Origin of the sequence: Brumimicrobium oceani, assembly GCF_003143775.1 — a bacterium.
In the GTDB taxonomy this organism is placed as follows: domain Bacteria; phylum Bacteroidota; class Bacteroidia; order Flavobacteriales_D; family Crocinitomicaceae; genus Brumimicrobium; species Brumimicrobium oceani.
In genome coordinates, this window is sequence record NZ_QFRJ01000008.1 from 158,126 (window position 1) to 177,700 (window position 19,575).

Genomic DNA, 19,575 nt, shown 5'->3' on the forward strand with positions numbered 1-19,575 from the left:
TTTATTCTGATTTTGCTGTTAAATAATCGAGTTTAGCTAAGGCCGTAAAGAAATCTTTAACCGCTGTAGCTTTTCCTATTTGATAATTAATTAAATCTTGTTGCATGCGCAGTATTTCTTCAAAATCATCGCCCGAATTGCTGTATTCCACTTCGAGCAGATGAATAACTTGTTTGGTTCTTTCAATTTGTTGTTGATAAAGTAAAAACTTTTCCTTTGCACGATCCAATTCGTATCTTGTCATTTCATAATTGGAAATCAACTCATTTTCAAAGTCTTTTTTGTAAAATGAAATGGCTTCTTGTTTTAAATGCGCTTCTTTTTTCAAGGCTTTGTATCTATTTCTGTAAATAGGAAGAGAGATACTCACCATAGGCATTACCATGTTTTGAGCATCGGGCATAAATCCATAATCCAAACCTACACCGAAACTAGGTGCTCCTTCTTTATTGGCTAAGGTTTCCGAAGCTTGAGCGGACTGATATTCTAAATCCAAAGCTTTTAAACTGGGATGGTTTTCCAACAAGCTGTCTCTTCTATAATTCAAAGGGATTTCTGCCAATTGTATCGTTTCTTCAATTTCTATTGCGGCTGTATCTGATTTATTCAACAGCCTATTGAAACGCACCGTAAAAGGTTTGATCTTTTCTTCGAGCAACTTAATTTCTGTGGTGGTGCTTTCAATTTTGATATCCACCCGCAGCACATCGGCCATACTGTTTTTGCCAACCTTAAATCCCGTTGTGGCGAGTTGCTTATAACTTAACAACACCTTTTTATTCTCCTTTAGCAATTTGATTTCCTGATGCAATTCGTAAAGCGGATACCAAGCCGACTTTACCTCCATAAACAGTTGATTGCGTTCATTTATAAATTCCTGATAAAGTGCTTCGGATTGAAGTTCATATACACTGCCCGAGGTTTTTAACGTACCAAACCAAGGAATCGTTTGTCGAATGCCTAAGCCTGCTTTTTGATTTCCTGTATGAGGTGTACTTGGACTAACCAGATAGCTAAATGAAATACTTGGATTGGGCAAAGAATTGACTTGCGCAACTTTTTCCACACTCGCTTCAAAATCGGCATACTTCGCTTTAAGTAATGGATTGTTTTCTGCAGCTTCCTCTAAATATTTATCCAGAGATTGCGAAAATCCTTCCCCACTTATTCCTATCAATAGGATCAATAAGATTTTTAAATATCGTTTCATTTCGATTCTTTTTTAAGTTTATGTTCTTCCTTCCAGTAGTATAATACAGGAACAATAAAATAAGTGATAGAAGCCAGCAACATTCCACCAAAAGCGGGAATCGCCATTGGAATCATGATGTCGGCTCCTCTTCCTGTTGAGGTGAGAATGGGCAACAAGGCAATAATGGTTGTGGCAGAAGTCATAATTGCAGGTTTAATTCTTCGCTGGCCTGCAATAACCACCGCTTCTTTTATTTCAGGTAAAGTAGTGGTTTTGTGTTTCTTAAAACTTTGGTCGAGGTAAGTTCCCATTAAAACACCATCGTCGGTAGCAATACCAAACAAGGCAATGAAACCAACCCAGACGGCGACACTCATATTGATGGTGTGCAATTGGAATAGATCTCGCATGTTCATACTAAAGAAATTAAAGTCCAAGAACCACTCCTGACCATAAAACCAAAGAATGATGAATCCACCGCTAAATGCCATGGCAATTCCTGTAAAAATCATCAAGGAAGTACTCACTGACTTAAATTGGAAATATAGAATTAGGAAAATCACCACGAGTACCAGTGGAACAATGATCGCCAAACGTTCTTCAGCCCTCACTTGATTTTCATAATTTCCAGAGAATTCATAATTCACTCCGCTTGGAACGATTAATTCACCATTATCGATTTTGTCTTTAATAAAACGCTGTGCATCTTCCACAACATCTACTTCCGCAGCGCCATCTTTTTTGTCGAAGAGTACAAAACCTACGAGAAAGGTATTTTCACTTTTTATCATTTGTGGACCTCGAACATATTCAATATCCACCAATTCAATCAATGGAACTTGAACTCCCGTTGGAGTGGGTACAAATACTTTCTCCAGCTGACTAGGATCATCGCGGAGTTCTCGTGGATAGCGTACACGCACAGGAAATCTTTTACGTCCTTCTACAGTTGACGTAATTTCCATTCCACCAACAGCCGTTTCCAAGGTTTGTTGCACATCTTCAATATTCAATCCATACCTGGAAATAGCATCTCTATCAATATCGAAATGTAAATAAGGTTTACCTACAATTCTGTCCGCAAATACAGCTTCTTTCTTTACGGTGGGTACTTCCTTTAAAATTGATTCTAACTCCATTCCGAAATCTTCAATTGTTTCGAGATCCGGACCAAAAACTTTGATTCCCATTGGTGCTCTCATTCCCGTTTGAAGCATCACTAATCGTGTTTCAATCGGTTGAAGTTTTGGTGCAGAAGTTACTCCTGGAATATTTGTCACTTTAATTATTTCATCCCAAATATCATCTGGAGAACGAATACTTTTTCTCCAATTTCGGAAATAATGTCCTGAATCATCTAAGATTAAATCTTCTTTTTGGATGTTTTTATTGACTGCTTCTTCACCTGAAAGCGTGTCGCCGTTTTTGAGAATGTAATTGTTATCACGATCAACTTTAAAACGTTCACGGTGACCTTTCTTGTTGAGCACGTATTCCGATTTATAATTGATTACATTCTCATACATTGAAATTGGAGCAGGATCTAAGGCAGACTCAACCCTTCCCATTTTCCCCACTGACAATTCAACTTCTGGAATATTAGCCAAAAGCATATCCAATTGTTGAATTACTTGTTTGTTTTGCTCAATTCCTGCATGAGGCATCGAGGTCGGCATCAGTAAAAAACTTCCTTCATCCAACGATGGCATAAATTCTTTTCCAAGACCAGGCATAGAATGAGAAAGTCCAGTCCAAACAGAAGTCGTTCTGATATTTACGCCCAACTTATCAAATCCTGTGGCTACAAATCCGAATATGGAATTAAATCCAAGCCATGCTGTAGAACCAAATAAGATCACAAATGCAGGAATCATTAAGAATTTCTTTTTATTATTTAAACACCAATTCAGTAAATTGATATAGTATTTTTCTAATAAATAGAATCCACCCAAAATGAGACTTACTATAATTCCAACAAACAAAAAGTTCATTAGAGTAGATTTACTAGCTCCCAATGGCATCCAGTATTCTGCCAATAACCAAACCACAGAAATTACAGTAATAACGATCGGCAGGTTTTTGATGAAAAAGTTTTGTTTTCCGCTGTATTCTTTGATGAACCACGCAATCCCAAACGCCAGTAAGGTCAATCCACCCCAAATACTAATCCAGATAGCGGCAATTATTCCACCAACTACTAAAAGTAAATTCACAATAATTCCTTTGGTATTTTTCTTGATTTTAATTTTGAAAACCAAATGTGCCAAGGTTGGAAGGATGATTAATACCACAATTAAAGAAGCCAATAATGCAAAAGTCTTGGTAAATGCCAATGGTCGGAACAGTTTTCCTTCTGCGGCTTCCATTGTAAATACTGGAATAAAACTCACAATTGTGGTGGCAACAGCGGTTAGAATAGCCGAACTTACTTCAGCAACTCCATTATAAACCGTATCAATCAACTTCTGACTCTTGGGTGATTCTTTAATGTGTTTTATAATGTTTTCGGAGAGAATAATCCCCAAATCGACCATGGTTCCAATCGCAATTGCAATTCCAGAAAGCGCAACAATGTTGGCATCAATATGAAAATAGCGCATCGCTATAAATACCATCAAAATGGCAATTGGAAGTAAGCTAGAAATCAAAATCGAAGCTTGCAAATTGAGCACCATCACTACAACTACTAGAATCACAATCAGCAACTCTAGTGATAAAGCTTCCTCCAGCGTACCAATGGTTTCGTTGATGAGCTCTGTTCTGTCGTAAAAAGGCACAATAGTCAATTGACTTTCTGTTCCATCGGCTAAGGTTTTCTTGGGTAATCCACTGGCAATTTCATCTGCTTTATCTTTAATATTATTGATGACTTGTAAAGGATTAGCTCCGTATCTTGCCACAGCAACACCACCTACAACTTCAGCACCGTCTTTATCTAATAATCCACGTCGGGTAGAAGGTCCCAAGTTTACCACCGCAATGTCTTTGATTCTAATGGGAACATTGTCATTTACCGTAACCACAGCTTTTTCGATATCCTCGATACTTTCCACATATCCAAGACCTCTTACCAAGTACTCCGCTTTATTGATTTCAATGGTTTTGGCTCCAATATCTCGATTTGATTTCTTTACAGCATTCATCACATCATAAAGTGGGATATCATAAGTTTTCAAGGCATCGGGATCTACATCGATTTGATATTCTTGAACATAACCTCCAATGGAAGCCACTTCAGAAACTCCTTCCACCGCATTAAGGTTGTATTTCACAAAGAAATCCTGAACTGTTCTGACTTCATGTAAATCCCAACCGCCAGTTGGATTCCCATCTTTGTCACGTCCTTCTAGTGTGTACCAATATACTTGACCCAAAGCTGTAGCGTCAGGTCCCAAAGCAGGTTGAACATCGTCGGGAAGTAAGTTTGAAGGTAGCGAATTTAACTTCTCAAGAATTCTCGATCTTGACCAATAGAACTCAACATCTTCATCGAAAATGATGTAAATACTACTGAATCCGAAAATAGAAGAACTACGAATTGACTTAACTCCTGGTATTCCGAGAAGAGAAGTCGTTAACGGATATGTGATTTGATCCTCAATATCTTGAGGTGATCTTCCCATCCATTCGGTAAAAACTATTTGTTGATTTTCTCCAATATCTGGAATAGCATCAACTGCTACTGGGTCTGAAGGTAAAAAACCTGTTTCCCAATTAAACGGAGAAGTAACCAATCCCCATCCTATAAATAAAGCCAGTATTAAAATAGTAACCAGCTTGTTTTCAATAAAATATCTAATAATTCTATTCAACATAACATACAATTAAAATGAATAATAAATTCATTGAGGAATACGAAAGTATCCTCTGACTTCATTCTCAATGAATGAAATAAAAATTGTATGTTTTTCTAGATTATAAATACTTGATGCAAGACAGAAATATCCTGATCAATAAAGGGAGGCCGATAGGTTTCGAAAGTAGGTTTCTCTTCTTGTAAGAAAAGGTAATTACTAACAAAAGAATAAGCAAAAGCTACAGCAAACTTAAATTCTATGTGCGTATTTGCAGAAACTTGAGCTTTGTTGTAATCAATTTCAGCAGAAATAGAATGATATTCATTTTCACAGCAACCTTTCTTTCCGATAACTTCTTTGTGTTCATCATTTTCACATGAATCCATTTCCATTGAAGTCATTCCACAACTCAAATCTGAATGTGATAGACTGATTGTTGATTCCACTGCTTCACCACTACAATAATGCGTAATGTAAGTTAGTCCCGAATTTAAAACGAGGATAACTAGCATTAAGAATATGGATAAAATTCTTTTTAACATAACTGTGAATTGAGGCAAAGTTATACAAAAATTACTGATGTGGAGTCATTAAATTGTTATTTAACTTTAATTACGGTTAAAACTCATTTTTAAATATTTTATTTATTGAGCTTTGTAAAAACTGAAGAAATGTATTACATTTAGTGAGGTATGATACTTGAAAAAGAGTTGTTTAGCTACGAAATTCAAGGAGCTGACTTAATAAAATTAAAATACAATGGGAATAAAATCAGGACCAAAAAGAATCGCTAAAACGACTGGGAAACCAGACAGGAGACAAAGAGATAATAAGGATACTAAAGGGAATACTCCGTCATTAAAGCCACATAAACATAAGAAAGGGGATTAATTCTGTTTCTCCAACCTTTCAATCATCTTCTTCATTTCCTTAATTTCTTTTTCCTGAGCTTTGATAATACCATTAGCTAATTCTTTAACTTCTGGATCACTAATATCAGCATTTTTACTTGTCAAAATAGCAATAGAATGGTGAGGTATCATTGCGCGCATCCAACGGACATCTTCTACAGGTATTTGTTGTCGCACTAAAAATGTAGAAACAGACATTAAGATTAAACTCCCAACTATAATAGCAGTGTTCTTACCTTTATTGGTGTACATTTTTCGCATAAATAGGAACATGATAATTGCCATTCCTCCAATTCCTATGAGTGTCATGTACATCCTTGTCCAACTAAAGTAAACATGACTGAATTCATAAGTGTTAAAATACATTGTGATGTACATTGAAATTGCAGAGCAAATCAACATGAGAATAAACTTGGTATAATTTGACTTTTTCATATGTTAATTTTTAAGATCTAAATTTTATCCAAAAAATAATTGATTTAACTCGTTTTCGCAAATTAACTAAACCAACTATTTAGTTAAAAGTTCTAAAACAACACTTCCTCCACCTCATCAAAGTCCAAACCTAAATACTCAGCGCATTCTTTTATGGAAACATATTGGTGTGATTTTTTAAGGTAATGTTCCTTCATTTTTTTGATGAGTTTACGTGAGTATCGTTCAGACTTTCCAGTGATGATCATCACGTCTTTAGTATGTAGAACGATTCGTTTCATTTTTCTTGTTGTTTTTTAGTGCTTTTTGACTTTTCGCATACTTTATCCATACATTATGTATATACCTGTTATGCCTTTGAGGTATCTAAGAGAATTGAGGTTCTCCTTTGTTTTACAAAATTATAGTAATTGGGAGGATATAAAAAGAGCAAAAACACAGCAAAACAGCACAAAGATTATTGAACGGAAGTGAATTGTATTAAATTCCTGTTGCTTGATTTAGATTAGATGTATCAATTTCATGTCGCGACGAAATATGAGGAACGCTGAGAAAGTCTCAGCCGGATATTGTCAAATTAAAATTGAGTAATCATGGCAAAGCAAAAAGGAATAATCAAGCTAACGGGTAAGATTGGGGATTTGTCCTTCTACAAGTCGAAAGACGGGTATTTGGCACGTGAAAAAGGCGGTGTTGATGGAGAAAGAATCAAAAATGATCCTGCTTTTGCAAGAACCCGAGAGAACGGAAGTGAATTTGGGTTGGCAGCCAATGCAGGAAAGACATTGAGAGATGCTTTTCGTCCAATGATGATGCGCGCAGCTGATAATCGAGTGACTTCAAGACTAACGAAAGTGATGTCTTCCATTCGAAAATTGGATACGACAAGTGGACGTGGAAACCGTTCAGTTGGGGTGGCAATTCAAAATCAAGGAGCCAAAGACATGTTGAAAGGATTCAATTTCAATGTTCGTTCGAAGCTGAATACAATTTTGTATAGACCCTTAAGTCTAGATCCTGGAACAGGAGAAATCCAAATTGTAGATTTAGTGCCAACAAACCATATTGTTGCACCAGCAAATTCAACACATGTATCTTTTACAGCTGCATGGGCAAATGTTGATTTTGTGAATGGAACCTATGAATTAGCACTTTCAGCTCCTTCGAATTTACCACTGGACAGTACGCAATCGACAGTGGCAGTTACACCTGCATCTGCACCGACAGCAACAGGTACAGCGGTATATATCTTACTTTTAGAATTTTTCCAAGAAATCAATGGTACGCAATACAGTTTAAACAATGGTGGCTACAATGCCATGAACATTGTGGACGTAGTATAATTTTCAATAGATAGCAAAACATTCAATTGTTTGGATGAAGTAGTTATATCTAATGAAAAGCGAAAAATGAAAAGTGAAAAAAATCTAAGGATTATGGAAAAAAGAAAGCAAGATGCATTGGCTTCATTGGCCAAAAGATGCACAAATGAAACTCCTCCATTTTTCAAGAAGCTGCGAACAGCAGGATTGGTATTGGCAGCAATCGGAACATCGATTGTTGCTGCACCAATTGCGCTTCCAGCAATTGCGGTAACAATAGGCGGGTATTTAATACTTGGCGGAACTGTTATCACAGCAGTGAGTCAAACTGCAGTAAATGAGATTGACTTTGAGGAGTAAAACCGAATTAGCATGGAGCTAATTTGAAGAAAATTATCAAATCAGTTCTTCAGCAAATAAACTGGAGGACACAAAATTTAAAATTATGTCAGAGACAGTAAATGTAAAAGATGAGTTGATCGTAGAGCTTAAGAAAAAGAAAAGGCCAAAATTTAAGGCTGGGTCAGAGCTGGCAGGCTCCGTAAACCGAATGGCTGTAGATTGGGACAATGAATTGGATGAAGATGAAAATTCAGAAACTCTAACGGTTTCAATTCACTTGACCTCCGAGCCGGGTGAAGATTAAACTTTAGTAGTTTTAAAACAAGGTTTAAGCCACCAAGCAGTAATGCCTGGTGGCTATTGTTTTTCATAAAATAAAACGTAATAAAATGGAACATACAAATGATAATACAACGTTGATAGGAACACTATCAGGAACTATTTTGAGTATTATAGCCACCTTTGATTTACAAGATATTGTAAGACAATAATTCTGGCCGCAGTGGGTGCAACGGTTAGTTTTTTGGTGAGTAGAGGGTTGAAGTGGATTTGGGGGAAGTGGAGGAAGTAGTTGAAAGTATAGGGAAATTTTATATATTGCAGGAAATAACCACCACCAAATGGTATACAAAGCTAACAAACAGTTGTTGAGTTTGAAGTCTGATGGTAGGGCTATAAGTAAGTTAGCGGTCAGCTTATAGAACGACACCGAACAAAAGAAAGTCTTGACAAAATGAAAACATTTATAGAAACAGAACGACTAATTTTAAGAGAATTAGAATATACAGACGAAAATGACCTTTTTGAAATGGATTCTGACCCAGAAGTTCATTTGTTTATCGAAAACAATCCTGTGAAATCAATTGACGAAATAACAAAAGCCATTGAAATGCTTAAAAAGCAATACAAGGAAAATGGAATTGCTCGTTGGGCTGTTGTTGACAAATTGACAAACGAATGTGTTGGTTGGTCGGGACTAAAATACTTTAACCAGCCATTAAACAATCACAATGATTTTTACGAACTTGGATACAGATTTAAGAAAAAACATTGGGGAAAAGGTTTTGCGACTGAATCTTCAATCGCAATATTAGACTATGGATTTAAGAACTTAAACATTGACAAAGTTTTTGCAATAACAGACCCTAAAAACGTAAATTCAAAAAATGTTTTGACTAAATTGGGTTTTGACTTTAAAGAAATTTTCGATTATCAAGGAGACTTAACAGACTGGTTTGAATTAGAAAAAACAACTTGGGAGAACAAAAAGCCGAACCGCTAACAAGGTATTGGCGTAATGGCGGGTGAAGTGCTTCGATTGAACATTTGTGCAAGGTTCAAGTTTTGTGCTTCGATTGAACTTTTGTGCTAAAATTCCGCCACTACGCCAATACCCGAAACGTTAGCGGTCAGGCAATAAAATGACCCGAGAAACAAATCGGGTTATTTTTAAAATATTGTATTTTAGCATTTGCTTAAATAAACAAGTTGACTATTTTTGTGTTTATGGAAAACAATTCTTGCATAAGACAACAAGCGGACATTAAACAAATCAACCGTTGTAAAGACCGAGTTGCAGAACTCAACGGCTCGTTTGACTACTTATCGAACGGACTTGAATTGGCGGGTAACAACGTCAGACTGAAAATCCTGTTCCTGCTTTATGAAGAGAAACAACTTTGCGTTTGCGACCTGAGTGATGTTCTTGGAATGACCATTTCGGCAGTTTCTCAACACCTGCGAAAACTCAAAGACCGAAAACTCATTGAAACAGAAAGGCAAGCACAGACCATTTTCTATTCGCTGACAAACGAATACAAAAACTTGCTTGAACCGTTTTTCATAATACTTGACGAAAACAAAATTTTGGAGACAATATGAAAAAGGACAATAAACTAATCGGAGCAGGAATTTTAACGGCATTCGCTGCTTCTCTATGCTGTATTACACCAGTTTTGGCACTAATTGCAGGAACAAGCGGACTTGCTGCCTCTTTTTCGTGGCTTGAACCTTTCCGACCGTATTTAATTGGTTTGACAATTTTGGTTCTTGGTTTTGCTTGGTATCAAAAACTAAAACCGAAAAAGGAAATAGACTGTGATTGTGAAACTGATGAAAAGCCAAAATTCATTCAGAGTAAAAAGTTTTTAGGAATTGTTACAGCATTCGCAATTGTAATGCTTGCCTTTCCTTACTATGCACATATTTTCTACCCTAAGACAGAAAAACAAGTAATAGTAGTTGACAAATCAAATTTACAGACCGTTGAGTTTACTATCAGCGGAATGACTTGTGCAGGATGCGAAGAACACGTAAACCACGAAGTGAACAAACTTTCAGGAATAATCAAATCAACTGCTTCATACGAGAATGGAAACGCAATCGTTGAATTTGACAACTCAAAAACTAACATAGCCGAAATCGAAACAGCAATTAACGGAACAGGATATTCAGTAAGAGACAAAAAGGAAAAATAAAATGGAAATAAAATTGCAATCAACAATCACTTGCCCCAACTGCGGACACAAAAAAGAAGAAACAATGCCGACAGATGCTTGCCAATACTTTTACGAGTGCGAAAACTGCAAAACTGTATTGAAACCACAACAAGGAGACTGCTGTGTTTATTGCAGTTATGGGAGCGAGAAATGTCCACCAATTCAACAAGACGAGAAATGTTGCTGACCGAAGAAAAAAAGCCCGAACCGCTAACAATGTATATACAAAATAGGCGAAACAGTAGTAATATCAAGGCTTTCGGCTCGTGTCAAACTTGGTGCTTACCCGAAAGTTTAGTGCTTCGAAATCGCCTACTTGCCATATAAGAATCGTTACCCACAAGCTAAAAAGCCAACCGTACAAACAGCACATTTGGTTTTTTTGCAAACACGAAAGCCAACGCTGAAAAAACCAAAAGAGCTGTTTACAGCCAACGTACAGAAAACAGAAAAATGCAGACAGAAGAAGAAATACTGAAAATAAAAAAAGTGAAGAACACTGCGGTTCGGACGGTAGTATTACGCCACCTTTTGGCTCAAGAAAAAGCACAATCGCTAAAAGACATTGAAAACGCATTGGCATACACGGACAGAAGTTCCATTTTTCGGACTTTAAAAACATTTGAAGAAAACAAAGTAATTCACAGTATTGAAGACGGTTCGGGAATGACTAAATATGCTGTATGTGCTGAGGGTTGCAACTGCGAGCCAAAGGATTTACATTATCATTTTTATTGCACCAATTGTAGCAAAACGTTCTGTCTAGTTGACCTTCCTATCCCGCATATTAAATTACCGGAAAACTTCAAACTGCATCAAGCCAATATGGTCGTGAAAGGCTTGTGCGACAAATGCAACAAGTAATGTTTGCAATCGAGTTGCGCTAATACCTAAATATCTTTGCACTATTCTTTACAAAAAAAAAGTAGGCAAATGATAAGAACCATTTTAGCATTAATTTTTTCAATCTTTTCAATTATTTCTTTTGCTCAGACGAGTGAAATCAAAATCTCTGTTCTTGATGCAGAAAATGACGAGTCGTTAATTGGAGCAACTGTTTATTTTGAAGAATTGAGAAAAGGGGCAGTTACAAATCTTGATGGAATTGCATCTTTCACCGAAATTCCAAGTGGAAGGTACCAAATTAGAATATCCTATTTAGGCTTTCAGACAATCGAAACAACAATTGAAACTACTTCCGAAAAAACTTTTGAATTTAAATTAGAGTATGGAGGTGGAGATTTAGATGAAGTCGTAATTCAATCATCTCGCAGCACAAGAACAGTTAAAAAGATTCCAACACGCATTGAGTTTATTGGAGCGGAAGAATTAGGCGAAAAAGCAGCAATGAACCCGACCAATATTTCTATGGTTTTGCGAGAAAGCACAGGAATACAAATGCAACAAACCTCATTGAGTAGTGGAAATACAAATATCAGAATTCAAGGACTTGACGGTCGTTATACACAACTTTTAAGAGACGGATTTCCATTGTACAGTGGTTTTTCAAGTGGCTTGAGCATCCTACAAATCCCACCATTAGACCTAAGACAATTTGAAATTATCAAAGGAAGTGCATCTACCATTTATGGTGGCGGTGCAATTGCAGGATTGGTAAATATGGTTTCAAAAACACCAGATGAAGAACCCGAATTGGAAATTATGCTGACCCAAACACAAGCTTTGGGAAGTACAGGGAATATTTTCTACAGCAAACGCAATAAAAGATTTGGAGTGACACTTTATGGTTCAGGTCATTACCAAAAACAGTTTGACCCTGACAATGACGAGTTTAGTAATATTCCGTTAACAAAATCTATTTCGCTTAACCCAAAACTATTTTATTATCCGTCTGACAAAACCACATTTTGGCTTGGAATAAACGGCACGTATGATGACAGAACAGGTGGCGATATGACCGTTATCGAAAATGGGCAAAGTGGTATTCATCAATTCTCAGAAACGAATATCTCAAAACGCCTAAGTAGTCAGGCGGTTTATACAACTGAGTTTAATTCAAACAGTTCTTTAAATATTAAAAATAGTGTAGCCTTTTTTGATAGGAATTTAAGCTTGCCCAACTACGCTTTCAAAGGGACTCAAACTAACACATTTACAGAAGCATCCTACAATAAGGAAACAGCCAAGAGTAATTGGATTTTTGGTACAAACCTATACACTACCCAGTTTGATGAAGATGATTCAAGTCCCATTCAAAGAGACCAAACAGACATTACTTATGGCTTGTTTGCAAACAATATTTACGACCTTTCAGAACAATGGATTTTAGAAACAGGATTAAGAGCGGACTATGCACAAGATTGGGGCTTTTTCCCTTTGCCAAGAGTATCATTACTCTTTAAACCTGCAAATGGCTTTTCCAGTAGAATTGGCGGTGGTTTAGGTTATAAAATACCCGACATATTTACCGAAGAAGCGGCATTTAATAATTACAGAAACGTACTGCCTATTGATAAGAATAATCTTGAAGCAGAACGTTCTTATGGAGCAAATTTTGATATGAATTATACTACGATTCTATTCGATAAAATTTCTTTTTCAATCAACCAACTGTTCTACGTTACGGCAATCCAAAATGGACTATTGCTAAATAGCACCAACAATGGAAATCTACAATTTGAAAATGCAAAAGCTTCTATCCTAAGTAAAGGGACTGAAACAAATCTAAAATTTACTTACAAAGACTTTAGATGGTTCTTAAACTATGCCTTCATTGACACACGACTAAGCTATTTACCAGAAAACCCGCAGAAGCCACTAACGGCAAGACACAATGCAGGAAGCATACTGATGTACGAATCAGAGAAATGGCGCATCGGTTACGAGACTTTTTACACAGGAAAGCAAGTTTTATCCAATGGAGAGGAAACCAGAGACTTTATTACTATGGGTTTCTTGGTTATGCGAAACTTTAAATGGGTAACAACATATTTGAACTTTGAAAATTTCACTAACATACGTCAAACCAATTTTTCACCGTTAGTTTTTCCACCACAGGATAGCCCAACATTAACAGAAATCTATGCACCTACTGACGGTTTTATATTCAGTGTAGGAGTAATTATTAAACCAATTGGTAACAAAGACGAAGATTAAATGGAAAAAACACTATTTATAATTCCCAAGATGGACTGTCCATCCGAAGAAAATCTAATTCGAATGAATTTGGACGGAATTTCAAGTATTGCAAATTTGGATTTTGACATCCCGAACCGAAAACTAACCATATTTCATAACGGACAAATAGAAGAAATTGAAAAATCCATTATTGACCTAAAATTAGGTGGAAAGAGAATATCAACAGTACAAACAGACCAAACCGATTTTAATGAGAACGCAAGTCAAAAAAAACTGCTTTGGATTGTTCTTGCAATCAATTTTGCCTTTTTCGTTATCGAAATGACAACAGGCTTGATTTCTAAATCTATGGGACTTGTGGCAGATAGTTTGGATATGCTCGCTGACAGTTTCGTTTACGGAATCAGTTTATTTGCCGTTGGTGGTACGCTGACAAAGAAAAAACGGATTGCAAAACTTGCTGGATATTTTCAAATAACACTTGCGATTATCGGATTTGTAGAAGTTCTAAGAAGATTTTTCGGAGACGAGAAACTTCCCGATTTTTCAACAATGATTATCGTTTCGATTTTTGCACTTATTGCGAACGGAATTTGTCTTTACATTTTGCAAAAGTCAAAAAGCAAAGAAGAAGCACATATGAAAGCAAGTATGATTTTTACATCAAATGACGTGATTATCAATTTAGGAGTAATAATTGCAGGGATTTTAGTGAATTGGTTAAGTTCTAATACACCCGATTTGATTATAGGAACAGTCGTTTTTGTATTGGTAATCCAGGGTGCTTTTAGAATATTGAAATTGAGTAAATAAGCATGATTGCTTGTGAAATTTGATTATTACAACTTTAATTTGATTTTTTTTGTCTAAACATTATGATTTTAAGCCAATTAGTTGCTTTTAAAATGTTTAGTATTAACCTAATTTATAAGATATGCCAGTAAAACATAATCCAACAGGAGAGGTCCATAAAGGACAAAAAGGAGGTACAACAGGTTGTGGTGTGAATACTTCATTACATTCTGATCATTGGAGTAATTCAAGTGGAACAATTACATGTGATAAAAACGGATGTAAAAATTAGATTGCCATCCACAAACTTCTAGAATTAAAATGTTATAACACCCACAACGGATCCATTTTTGTTTTCCGTTGTGGGTGTTTTGTTTTAATAAGCTTAAGAAATTAACCTCTCACAAAACTGATAAAGCCGTATAAATTTACTTCTTTCTGTTCCAGGTTCTGTTTCATTGATCTTCCGTTTAATTTTTTTCCATTTCTGCAGGGATTTCTTTCCTGGGCATTGATCTTAAAATGCTTTTTGTAACTGCTGGATTGATATGATACATGATATTTGATTTTGTGTTCAATCCACCTCATCATTTTGAGATGGACCGAACGGATTTATAATTACTGTTTAATTAATTGGTGAACTAGAACTTGTCTTAATTGCTTTAGTGTGTTCTGGATTCGTTTGTAGTTCTCTTCCTGCTGCTCCAATTGCAAAAGTGGAACGATAAAAACAAGCCCGGAGTGAAACGGAGCTTTGTATAGGCTTGTTTTTATATTTTTTGAGCAGGGAGGTGGTGATGATTGAAGACCTTATTTCCTGTTCCAATCAATCTTTAGTTGGAACCAATTTATGCGAAGCAAGAACCAAAAAATCGTCAGTTGTTGATTGCGAAGCTATTGATTTTAGTATTAAATCACGAGATAAAATCTCGCGATAGCCTTCCGTTTTTCTTTAATTAAACGAAGGGATAAAGTTTTTCTTTAATGCAATACTTGGTTTGAAAAGTAATGCCACGCCCCGTGGGAAACGGATAGCTTTTTGAACTGTTTTGCACAGGAACACACTATAACAAAGCGACCTTGGAATGCTCTTGTAATAGTGTTGTTTCCGTAGCAAAAACAGGAGAAAACTAGGAGGAGTAGACGGATTAGGCGCATGAAGAGGAATGATAGTTATTGCACAAATCTACGGTAGTTTTGAATATTTACCGTTGTTTTGAGGAATATGATGGAAAAATTGTCCTATAAAAATGGGTGTATTCTCACGAAATATTATAAGAAATAAGCTGATTCGCTTAAACCACTTTTTTCTTATACAAATACTCCTGGAACCCAATAAACGTTTCTCTAATCGATTCTACTGCACCAAGTTCGCGTTTTGCATCGGCTATGGCTTTGTATTTTAGTTCTAATAGGTCAGGGAGTTTTTCTAAGTCGAGTTCTTCAAAGCCTTCTTTTACATATTGGTCTAATACGAAGTTTAGAAATTCTTGTTGTTTTGGATTGTATTCTCCGAGTTGTATTTTGGCGCGGCCTGCTCGTTCTAATCTTGGTACGAGTTGTTTGTGGTAGGCGACGTAGCTTAGGACGTCAAATAGGTCGCTGTCTTGACCGTGTATTAAATCGCGGAGGTCTTCGAGTTGGGAGTTTGAATATCCTTTCTCTTCGAGTTCTGTGAGTAGTTTTTTACGTGTGCTTGGAATGCTCCATATTTTACGTAATTCGTCTTCGTCTTTGAATAGGTTGGGCAATTCACCATATAGTTGATCCATGAATTCTGCTGAGGAAATTGGCTTTCCTGACGGACTCCAAAATGTTGTTTTTATGGTAGCGTCTATTTCTCGCTCTTTACCATCTGATAGCTTTATTTTAATAATACCCGTTGGTGTTTTTTCGCAATTACACGGAATGTTTCCACAAAGAGGACAAGGTTCGGGATGAGCAGTTGTACATTCGCATGGTTTAATATTACAAACTTTACAAATACCTGACGCACCACTTCCACCAACTGGGGGCTCGGGAGCTTCAGGTTCTCCATCCCATTCTGGGTCTTGGAAATGTTTATGCGCTTTTACAAAGTCATAAACGGTGAAATAATCTTTTCCTTCAAAGAGTCGCGTTCCTCTACCAACGATTTGTTTGAATTCAACCATTGAGTTTACAGGGCGAAGTAAAACTATGTTTTTAATTTCTGGTGCATCCACCCCTGTACTTAACTTTTGAGATGTGGTAAGAATTGTGGGAATTAACTTTTCGTTATTTTGAAAGTCAGCTAGCGCTTGTTCCCCCATTTTACCATCTTCGGCGGTTACTCGTTTACAATAATCAATGCTTTTACTATCGCTTTCTTGATTGATAATGTCCCTAATTGCCGCTGCATGAACTTGTGTTGAACAAAACACCAATGTTTTATGATTTTGATTGATTTGACTTAAAAACTTACGTACCCTAAAGCGTTCAATTTGGTCGATAATTATTGTTCTACCATACTCTTTGTATGTAAACGTATCTCCTACTTCAGCTTCTCCTGCAATTATAGTATCGTCCGAAGTTACAGTATATTCATCATAATTGGTTTGAATTTGCTTTACTCTGAAAGGCGTTAAGAAACCATCATTAATTCCGTCTTTTAAAGCGTAAGTATAAATAGGTTCTCCAAAATAATCATACGTATCTGCGTTAACATCACGTTTTGGTGTAGCGGTCAAACCTAACTGAACTGCAGGAGAGAAATATTCCATAATTTCACGCCAAGAACTTTCATCGTTTGCTCCACCACGGTGACACTCATCTATGATGATTAAATCGAAGAAATCTTCAGGATATTCCAAATAACGCTCTCTAATTTCTATTGTTTCATCAGAAGAATATAGAGTTTCAAGAGGTTCTGCTGCCAAAAGAGAATTCTCCTCTTCAACTTCTTCAACTTCTTCCCCCGTAGAAGCTGTTGTAACCAAGGATTGGAAGATTGTGAAAAAGAGCCCTCCATTTTTCGGAACATGTCCTGTTTTTCTTATTTCTGCTGGGCTAATTCGTTTTCTGATGTTAGTATCAATATTGTCAAAAGCTTCGAAAGCATTAAAAGCTTGATCCGCTAAAATATTCCTATCCGCTAAGAATAAAATACGGGGACTTCTATTAGGGTTTCTTTGCAAGTTCCATTTAGCTTGAAAAAGCTTCCAACATAAATGAAAGGCAGTTGCTGTTTTCCCTGTTCCAGTAGCCATTGTTAATAACAAACGGTCTTGTTTATTAGCAATTGCTTCTAAACATTTTTCTACAGCTGTTCTTTGATAATACCTTGGTAAATATTGACCTTTAAATAAGGGGAAAGGTACATTTCGGAAGCGATCTTTCCAATCTTCGATTTCAATTTTATAGTCTTCTTTAGGCGTTGGAAAGCACATTTCCCACAATTCATCTGGAGAAGGGAATTTAGAGACATCACCTTCTGTGGCTTCATCCATATCCACACCATAAATCTCTAAACCATTAGTAGAATAAGCAAAGCGTGTGTTTAGCTTTAGTGCATAGTCTTTGGCTTGTGCTAATCCATCTGTATAAAATTTATCGCGTGCTTTAGCTTCAATAACAGCCAATCGTTGCCCATTGTATTCCAGCACATAATCACAAGAAAGTGGTTTTTTCTGAATCAAATTCCCTTTACTGTCTTTTCCGATAATCCGACCAGCAGTAATGACTTCTACTTTGATGCGACTTCCTTGTACCACATTCCAACCCGCAGCTTTTAATGCTGGGTCGATTAAGTCATGTCTGGTTTGTGCTTCATTCATAATCTAGTGGTTTCAATTACCGCAGACAAGATACATATTTCTTTTGAGCTAGGTTGTCGAATTTCCAAAATTCCATTCAGGATAGGTTTAGATCAGAAGTTAATCCAATTGTCTGTACTATGATTCTTTAGATTTTCAGATTTCCTTGATTTTTTACTCAGTCACAATCATATATTCGGTCAAATAATCATAGCCCATCATTTAATCAAACTAAATCACAGTGCAGACATTTTTCCAAGCAAGCACATCACGCAACTATCTTTACTGTGATTATTTTGATTTTGGGATTCTTTTGATTTTTAACTCAATCACAATCAAATATTCAGTCAAATAATCATAGCCCATCATTTAATCAAACTAAATCACAGTGCTGACAATTTTCCAAGCAAGCACATCACGCAACTATCTTTACTGTGATTATTTTGATTTTGGGATTTCCTTGATTTTTAACTCAATCACAATCAAATATTCAGTCAAATAATCATAGCCCATCATTTAATCAAACTAAATCACAGTGCTGACAATTTTCCAAGCAAGCACATCACGCAACTATCTTTACTGTGATTATTTTGATTTTGGGATTTCCTTGATTTTTAACTCAATCACAATCAAATATTCAGTCAAATAATCATAGCCCATCATTTAATCAAACTAAATCACAGTGCAGACAATTTTCCAAGCAAGCACATCACGCAACTATCTTTACTGTGATTATTTTGATTTTGGGATTATTTTGATTTTCCTTAATCATAGCCCATCATTTAATCACACCAATCACAGTGCAGACAATTTTCCAAGCAAGCACATCACGCAACTATCTTTACTGTGATTATTTTGATTTTGGGATTCTTTTGATTTTCAACTAAAATTCAATCAATGTTCCATCAACCAATCATAGCCAATCATTTAATCACACCAATCACAGTGCAGACAATTTTCCAAGCAAGCACATCACGCAACTATCTTTACTGTGATTATTTTGATTTTGGGATTCTTTTGATTTTTAACTCAATCACAATCAAATATTCAGTCAAATAATCATAGCCCATCATTTAATCAAACTAAATCACAGTGCTGACAATTTTCCAAGCAAGCACATCACGCAACTATCTTTACTGTGATTATTTTGATTTTGGGATTTCCTTGATTTTTAACTCAATCACAATCAAATATTCAGTCAAATAATCATAGCCCATCATTTAATCAAACTAAATCACAGTGCAGACAATTTTCCAAGCAAGCACATCACGCAACTATCTTTACTGTGATTCTTTTGATTTTGGGATTTCCTTGATTTTTAACTCAATCACAATCAAATATTCAGTCAAATAATCATAGCCCATCATTTAATCAAACTAAATCACAGTGCTGACAATTTTCCAAGCAAGCACAT

The 19,575-nt window shown here is 36.1% G+C and carries 18 protein-coding genes; 12 read left to right on the forward strand and 6 right to left on the reverse strand.

Features of this window, described 5'->3' with window-relative positions; genetic code table 11:
* Nucleotide 1: 1 nt before the first annotated feature.
* The 3 genes from DIT68_RS11150 to DIT68_RS11160 all read right to left on the reverse strand — a co-directional run bounded on the left by DIT68_RS11150 (nt 2) and on the right by DIT68_RS11160 (nt 5,531).
* Nucleotides 2-1,210, reverse strand: a complete 1,209-nt coding sequence (locus DIT68_RS11150) for a TolC family protein (protein ID WP_109359886.1) — start codon at nt 1,208-1,210, stop codon at nt 2-4.
* On the reverse strand, nt 1,207-5,007 hold the full coding sequence (locus DIT68_RS11155) for an efflux RND transporter permease subunit (protein WP_109359887.1): 3,801 nt from the start codon (nt 5,005-5,007) through the stop codon (nt 1,207-1,209). The genes DIT68_RS11150 and DIT68_RS11155 overlap by 4 nt, the downstream gene beginning before the upstream one ends.
* A 95-nt stretch (nt 5,008-5,102) precedes the next feature.
* A complete protein-coding gene (locus tag DIT68_RS11160) occupies nt 5,103-5,531 on the reverse strand; it encodes an HYC_CC_PP family protein (RefSeq protein ID WP_109359888.1) in 429 nt (142 codons plus the stop codon).
* Nucleotides 5,532-5,748: 217 nt separating this feature from the next.
* On the opposite strand from DIT68_RS11160, the gene DIT68_RS16630 reads away from it, so the two are divergent.
* On the forward strand, nt 5,749-5,880 hold the full coding sequence (locus tag DIT68_RS16630; RefSeq protein ID WP_255411171.1) for a hypothetical protein: 132 nt from the start codon (nt 5,749-5,751) through the stop codon (nt 5,878-5,880).
* Here DIT68_RS16630 and DIT68_RS11165 read toward each other — a convergent pair.
* Nucleotides 5,877-6,335 (reverse strand): DUF305 domain-containing protein, encoded by a 459-nt coding sequence (locus DIT68_RS11165; RefSeq protein ID WP_199223418.1) that lies wholly within the window; start codon nt 6,333-6,335, stop codon nt 5,877-5,879. The two genes, DIT68_RS16630 and DIT68_RS11165, sit on opposite strands and share 4 nt — an antisense overlap.
* Nucleotides 6,336-6,427: 92 nt before the next feature.
* Nucleotides 6,428-6,616 carry a hypothetical protein gene (locus tag DIT68_RS11170; protein WP_109359890.1) on the reverse strand — a complete coding sequence of 63 codons (189 nt, stop codon included), beginning with the start codon at nt 6,614-6,616 and terminating at the stop codon, nt 6,428-6,430.
* A gap of 312 nt (nt 6,617-6,928) precedes the next feature.
* Here DIT68_RS11170 and DIT68_RS11175 point away from each other — a divergent pair, with 312 nt between their 5' ends.
* The 11 genes from DIT68_RS11175 to DIT68_RS16445 all read left to right on the forward strand — a co-directional run bounded on the left by DIT68_RS11175 (nt 6,929) and on the right by DIT68_RS16445 (nt 14,680).
* A complete protein-coding gene (locus DIT68_RS11175) occupies nt 6,929-7,678 on the forward strand; it encodes a hypothetical protein (RefSeq protein ID WP_109359891.1) in 750 nt (249 codons plus the stop codon).
* A gap of 93 nt (nt 7,679-7,771) precedes the next feature.
* A complete protein-coding gene (locus DIT68_RS11180; protein ID WP_109359909.1) occupies nt 7,772-8,017 on the forward strand; it encodes a hypothetical protein in 246 nt (81 codons plus the stop codon).
* Nucleotides 8,018-8,102: 85 nt separating this feature from the next.
* On the forward strand, nt 8,103-8,303 hold the full coding sequence (locus DIT68_RS11185; RefSeq protein WP_109359892.1) for a hypothetical protein: 201 nt from the start codon (nt 8,103-8,105) through the stop codon (nt 8,301-8,303).
* A 429-nt stretch (nt 8,304-8,732) separates the two neighbouring features.
* Entirely contained in the window at nt 8,733-9,281 is a 549-nt protein-coding gene (locus DIT68_RS11195; RefSeq protein WP_109359893.1) for a GNAT family N-acetyltransferase, read from the forward strand.
* A gap of 224 nt (nt 9,282-9,505) precedes the next feature.
* The gene (locus DIT68_RS11200; protein WP_008992945.1) at nt 9,506-9,880 is read left to right on the forward strand and encodes an ArsR/SmtB family transcription factor; all 375 of its coding nucleotides are present in this window, start codon (nt 9,506-9,508) and stop codon (nt 9,878-9,880) included.
* On the forward strand, nt 9,877-10,476 hold the full coding sequence (merTP, locus tag DIT68_RS11205; protein ID WP_008992944.1) for a mercuric transport protein MerTP: 600 nt from the start codon (nt 9,877-9,879) through the stop codon (nt 10,474-10,476). The genes DIT68_RS11200 and merTP overlap by 4 nt, the downstream gene beginning before the upstream one ends.
* Nucleotide 10,477: 1 nt before the next feature.
* Entirely contained in the window at nt 10,478-10,684 is a 207-nt protein-coding gene (locus DIT68_RS16570) for a GDCCVxC domain-containing (seleno)protein (protein WP_008992943.1), read from the forward strand.
* Between the two features lie 266 nt (nt 10,685-10,950).
* On the forward strand, nt 10,951-11,361 hold the full coding sequence (locus DIT68_RS11215) for a Fur family transcriptional regulator (RefSeq protein ID WP_109359894.1): 411 nt from the start codon (nt 10,951-10,953) through the stop codon (nt 11,359-11,361).
* Nucleotides 11,362-11,430: 69 nt separating this feature from the next.
* Nucleotides 11,431-13,614 (forward strand): TonB-dependent receptor, encoded by a 2,184-nt coding sequence (locus DIT68_RS11220; protein ID WP_109359895.1) that lies wholly within the window; start codon nt 11,431-11,433, stop codon nt 13,612-13,614.
* Complete coding sequence (locus DIT68_RS11225) at nt 13,615-14,409, forward strand: cation transporter (protein ID WP_109359896.1); 795 nt, start codon at nt 13,615-13,617, stop codon at nt 14,407-14,409.
* 121 nt (nt 14,410-14,530) lie between these two features.
* Nucleotides 14,531-14,680, forward strand: coding sequence for a hypothetical protein (locus tag DIT68_RS16445; RefSeq protein WP_165779332.1), 150 nt, complete (start codon nt 14,531-14,533; stop codon nt 14,678-14,680).
* 1,003 nt (nt 14,681-15,683) lie between these two features.
* Here the strand turns inward: DIT68_RS16445 and hsdR are convergent.
* On the reverse strand, nt 15,684-18,182 hold the full coding sequence (hsdR, locus tag DIT68_RS11230) for an EcoAI/FtnUII family type I restriction enzme subunit R (RefSeq protein ID WP_109359897.1): 2,499 nt from the start codon (nt 18,180-18,182) through the stop codon (nt 15,684-15,686).
* Between the last annotated feature and the right edge of the window lie 1,393 nt (nt 18,183-19,575).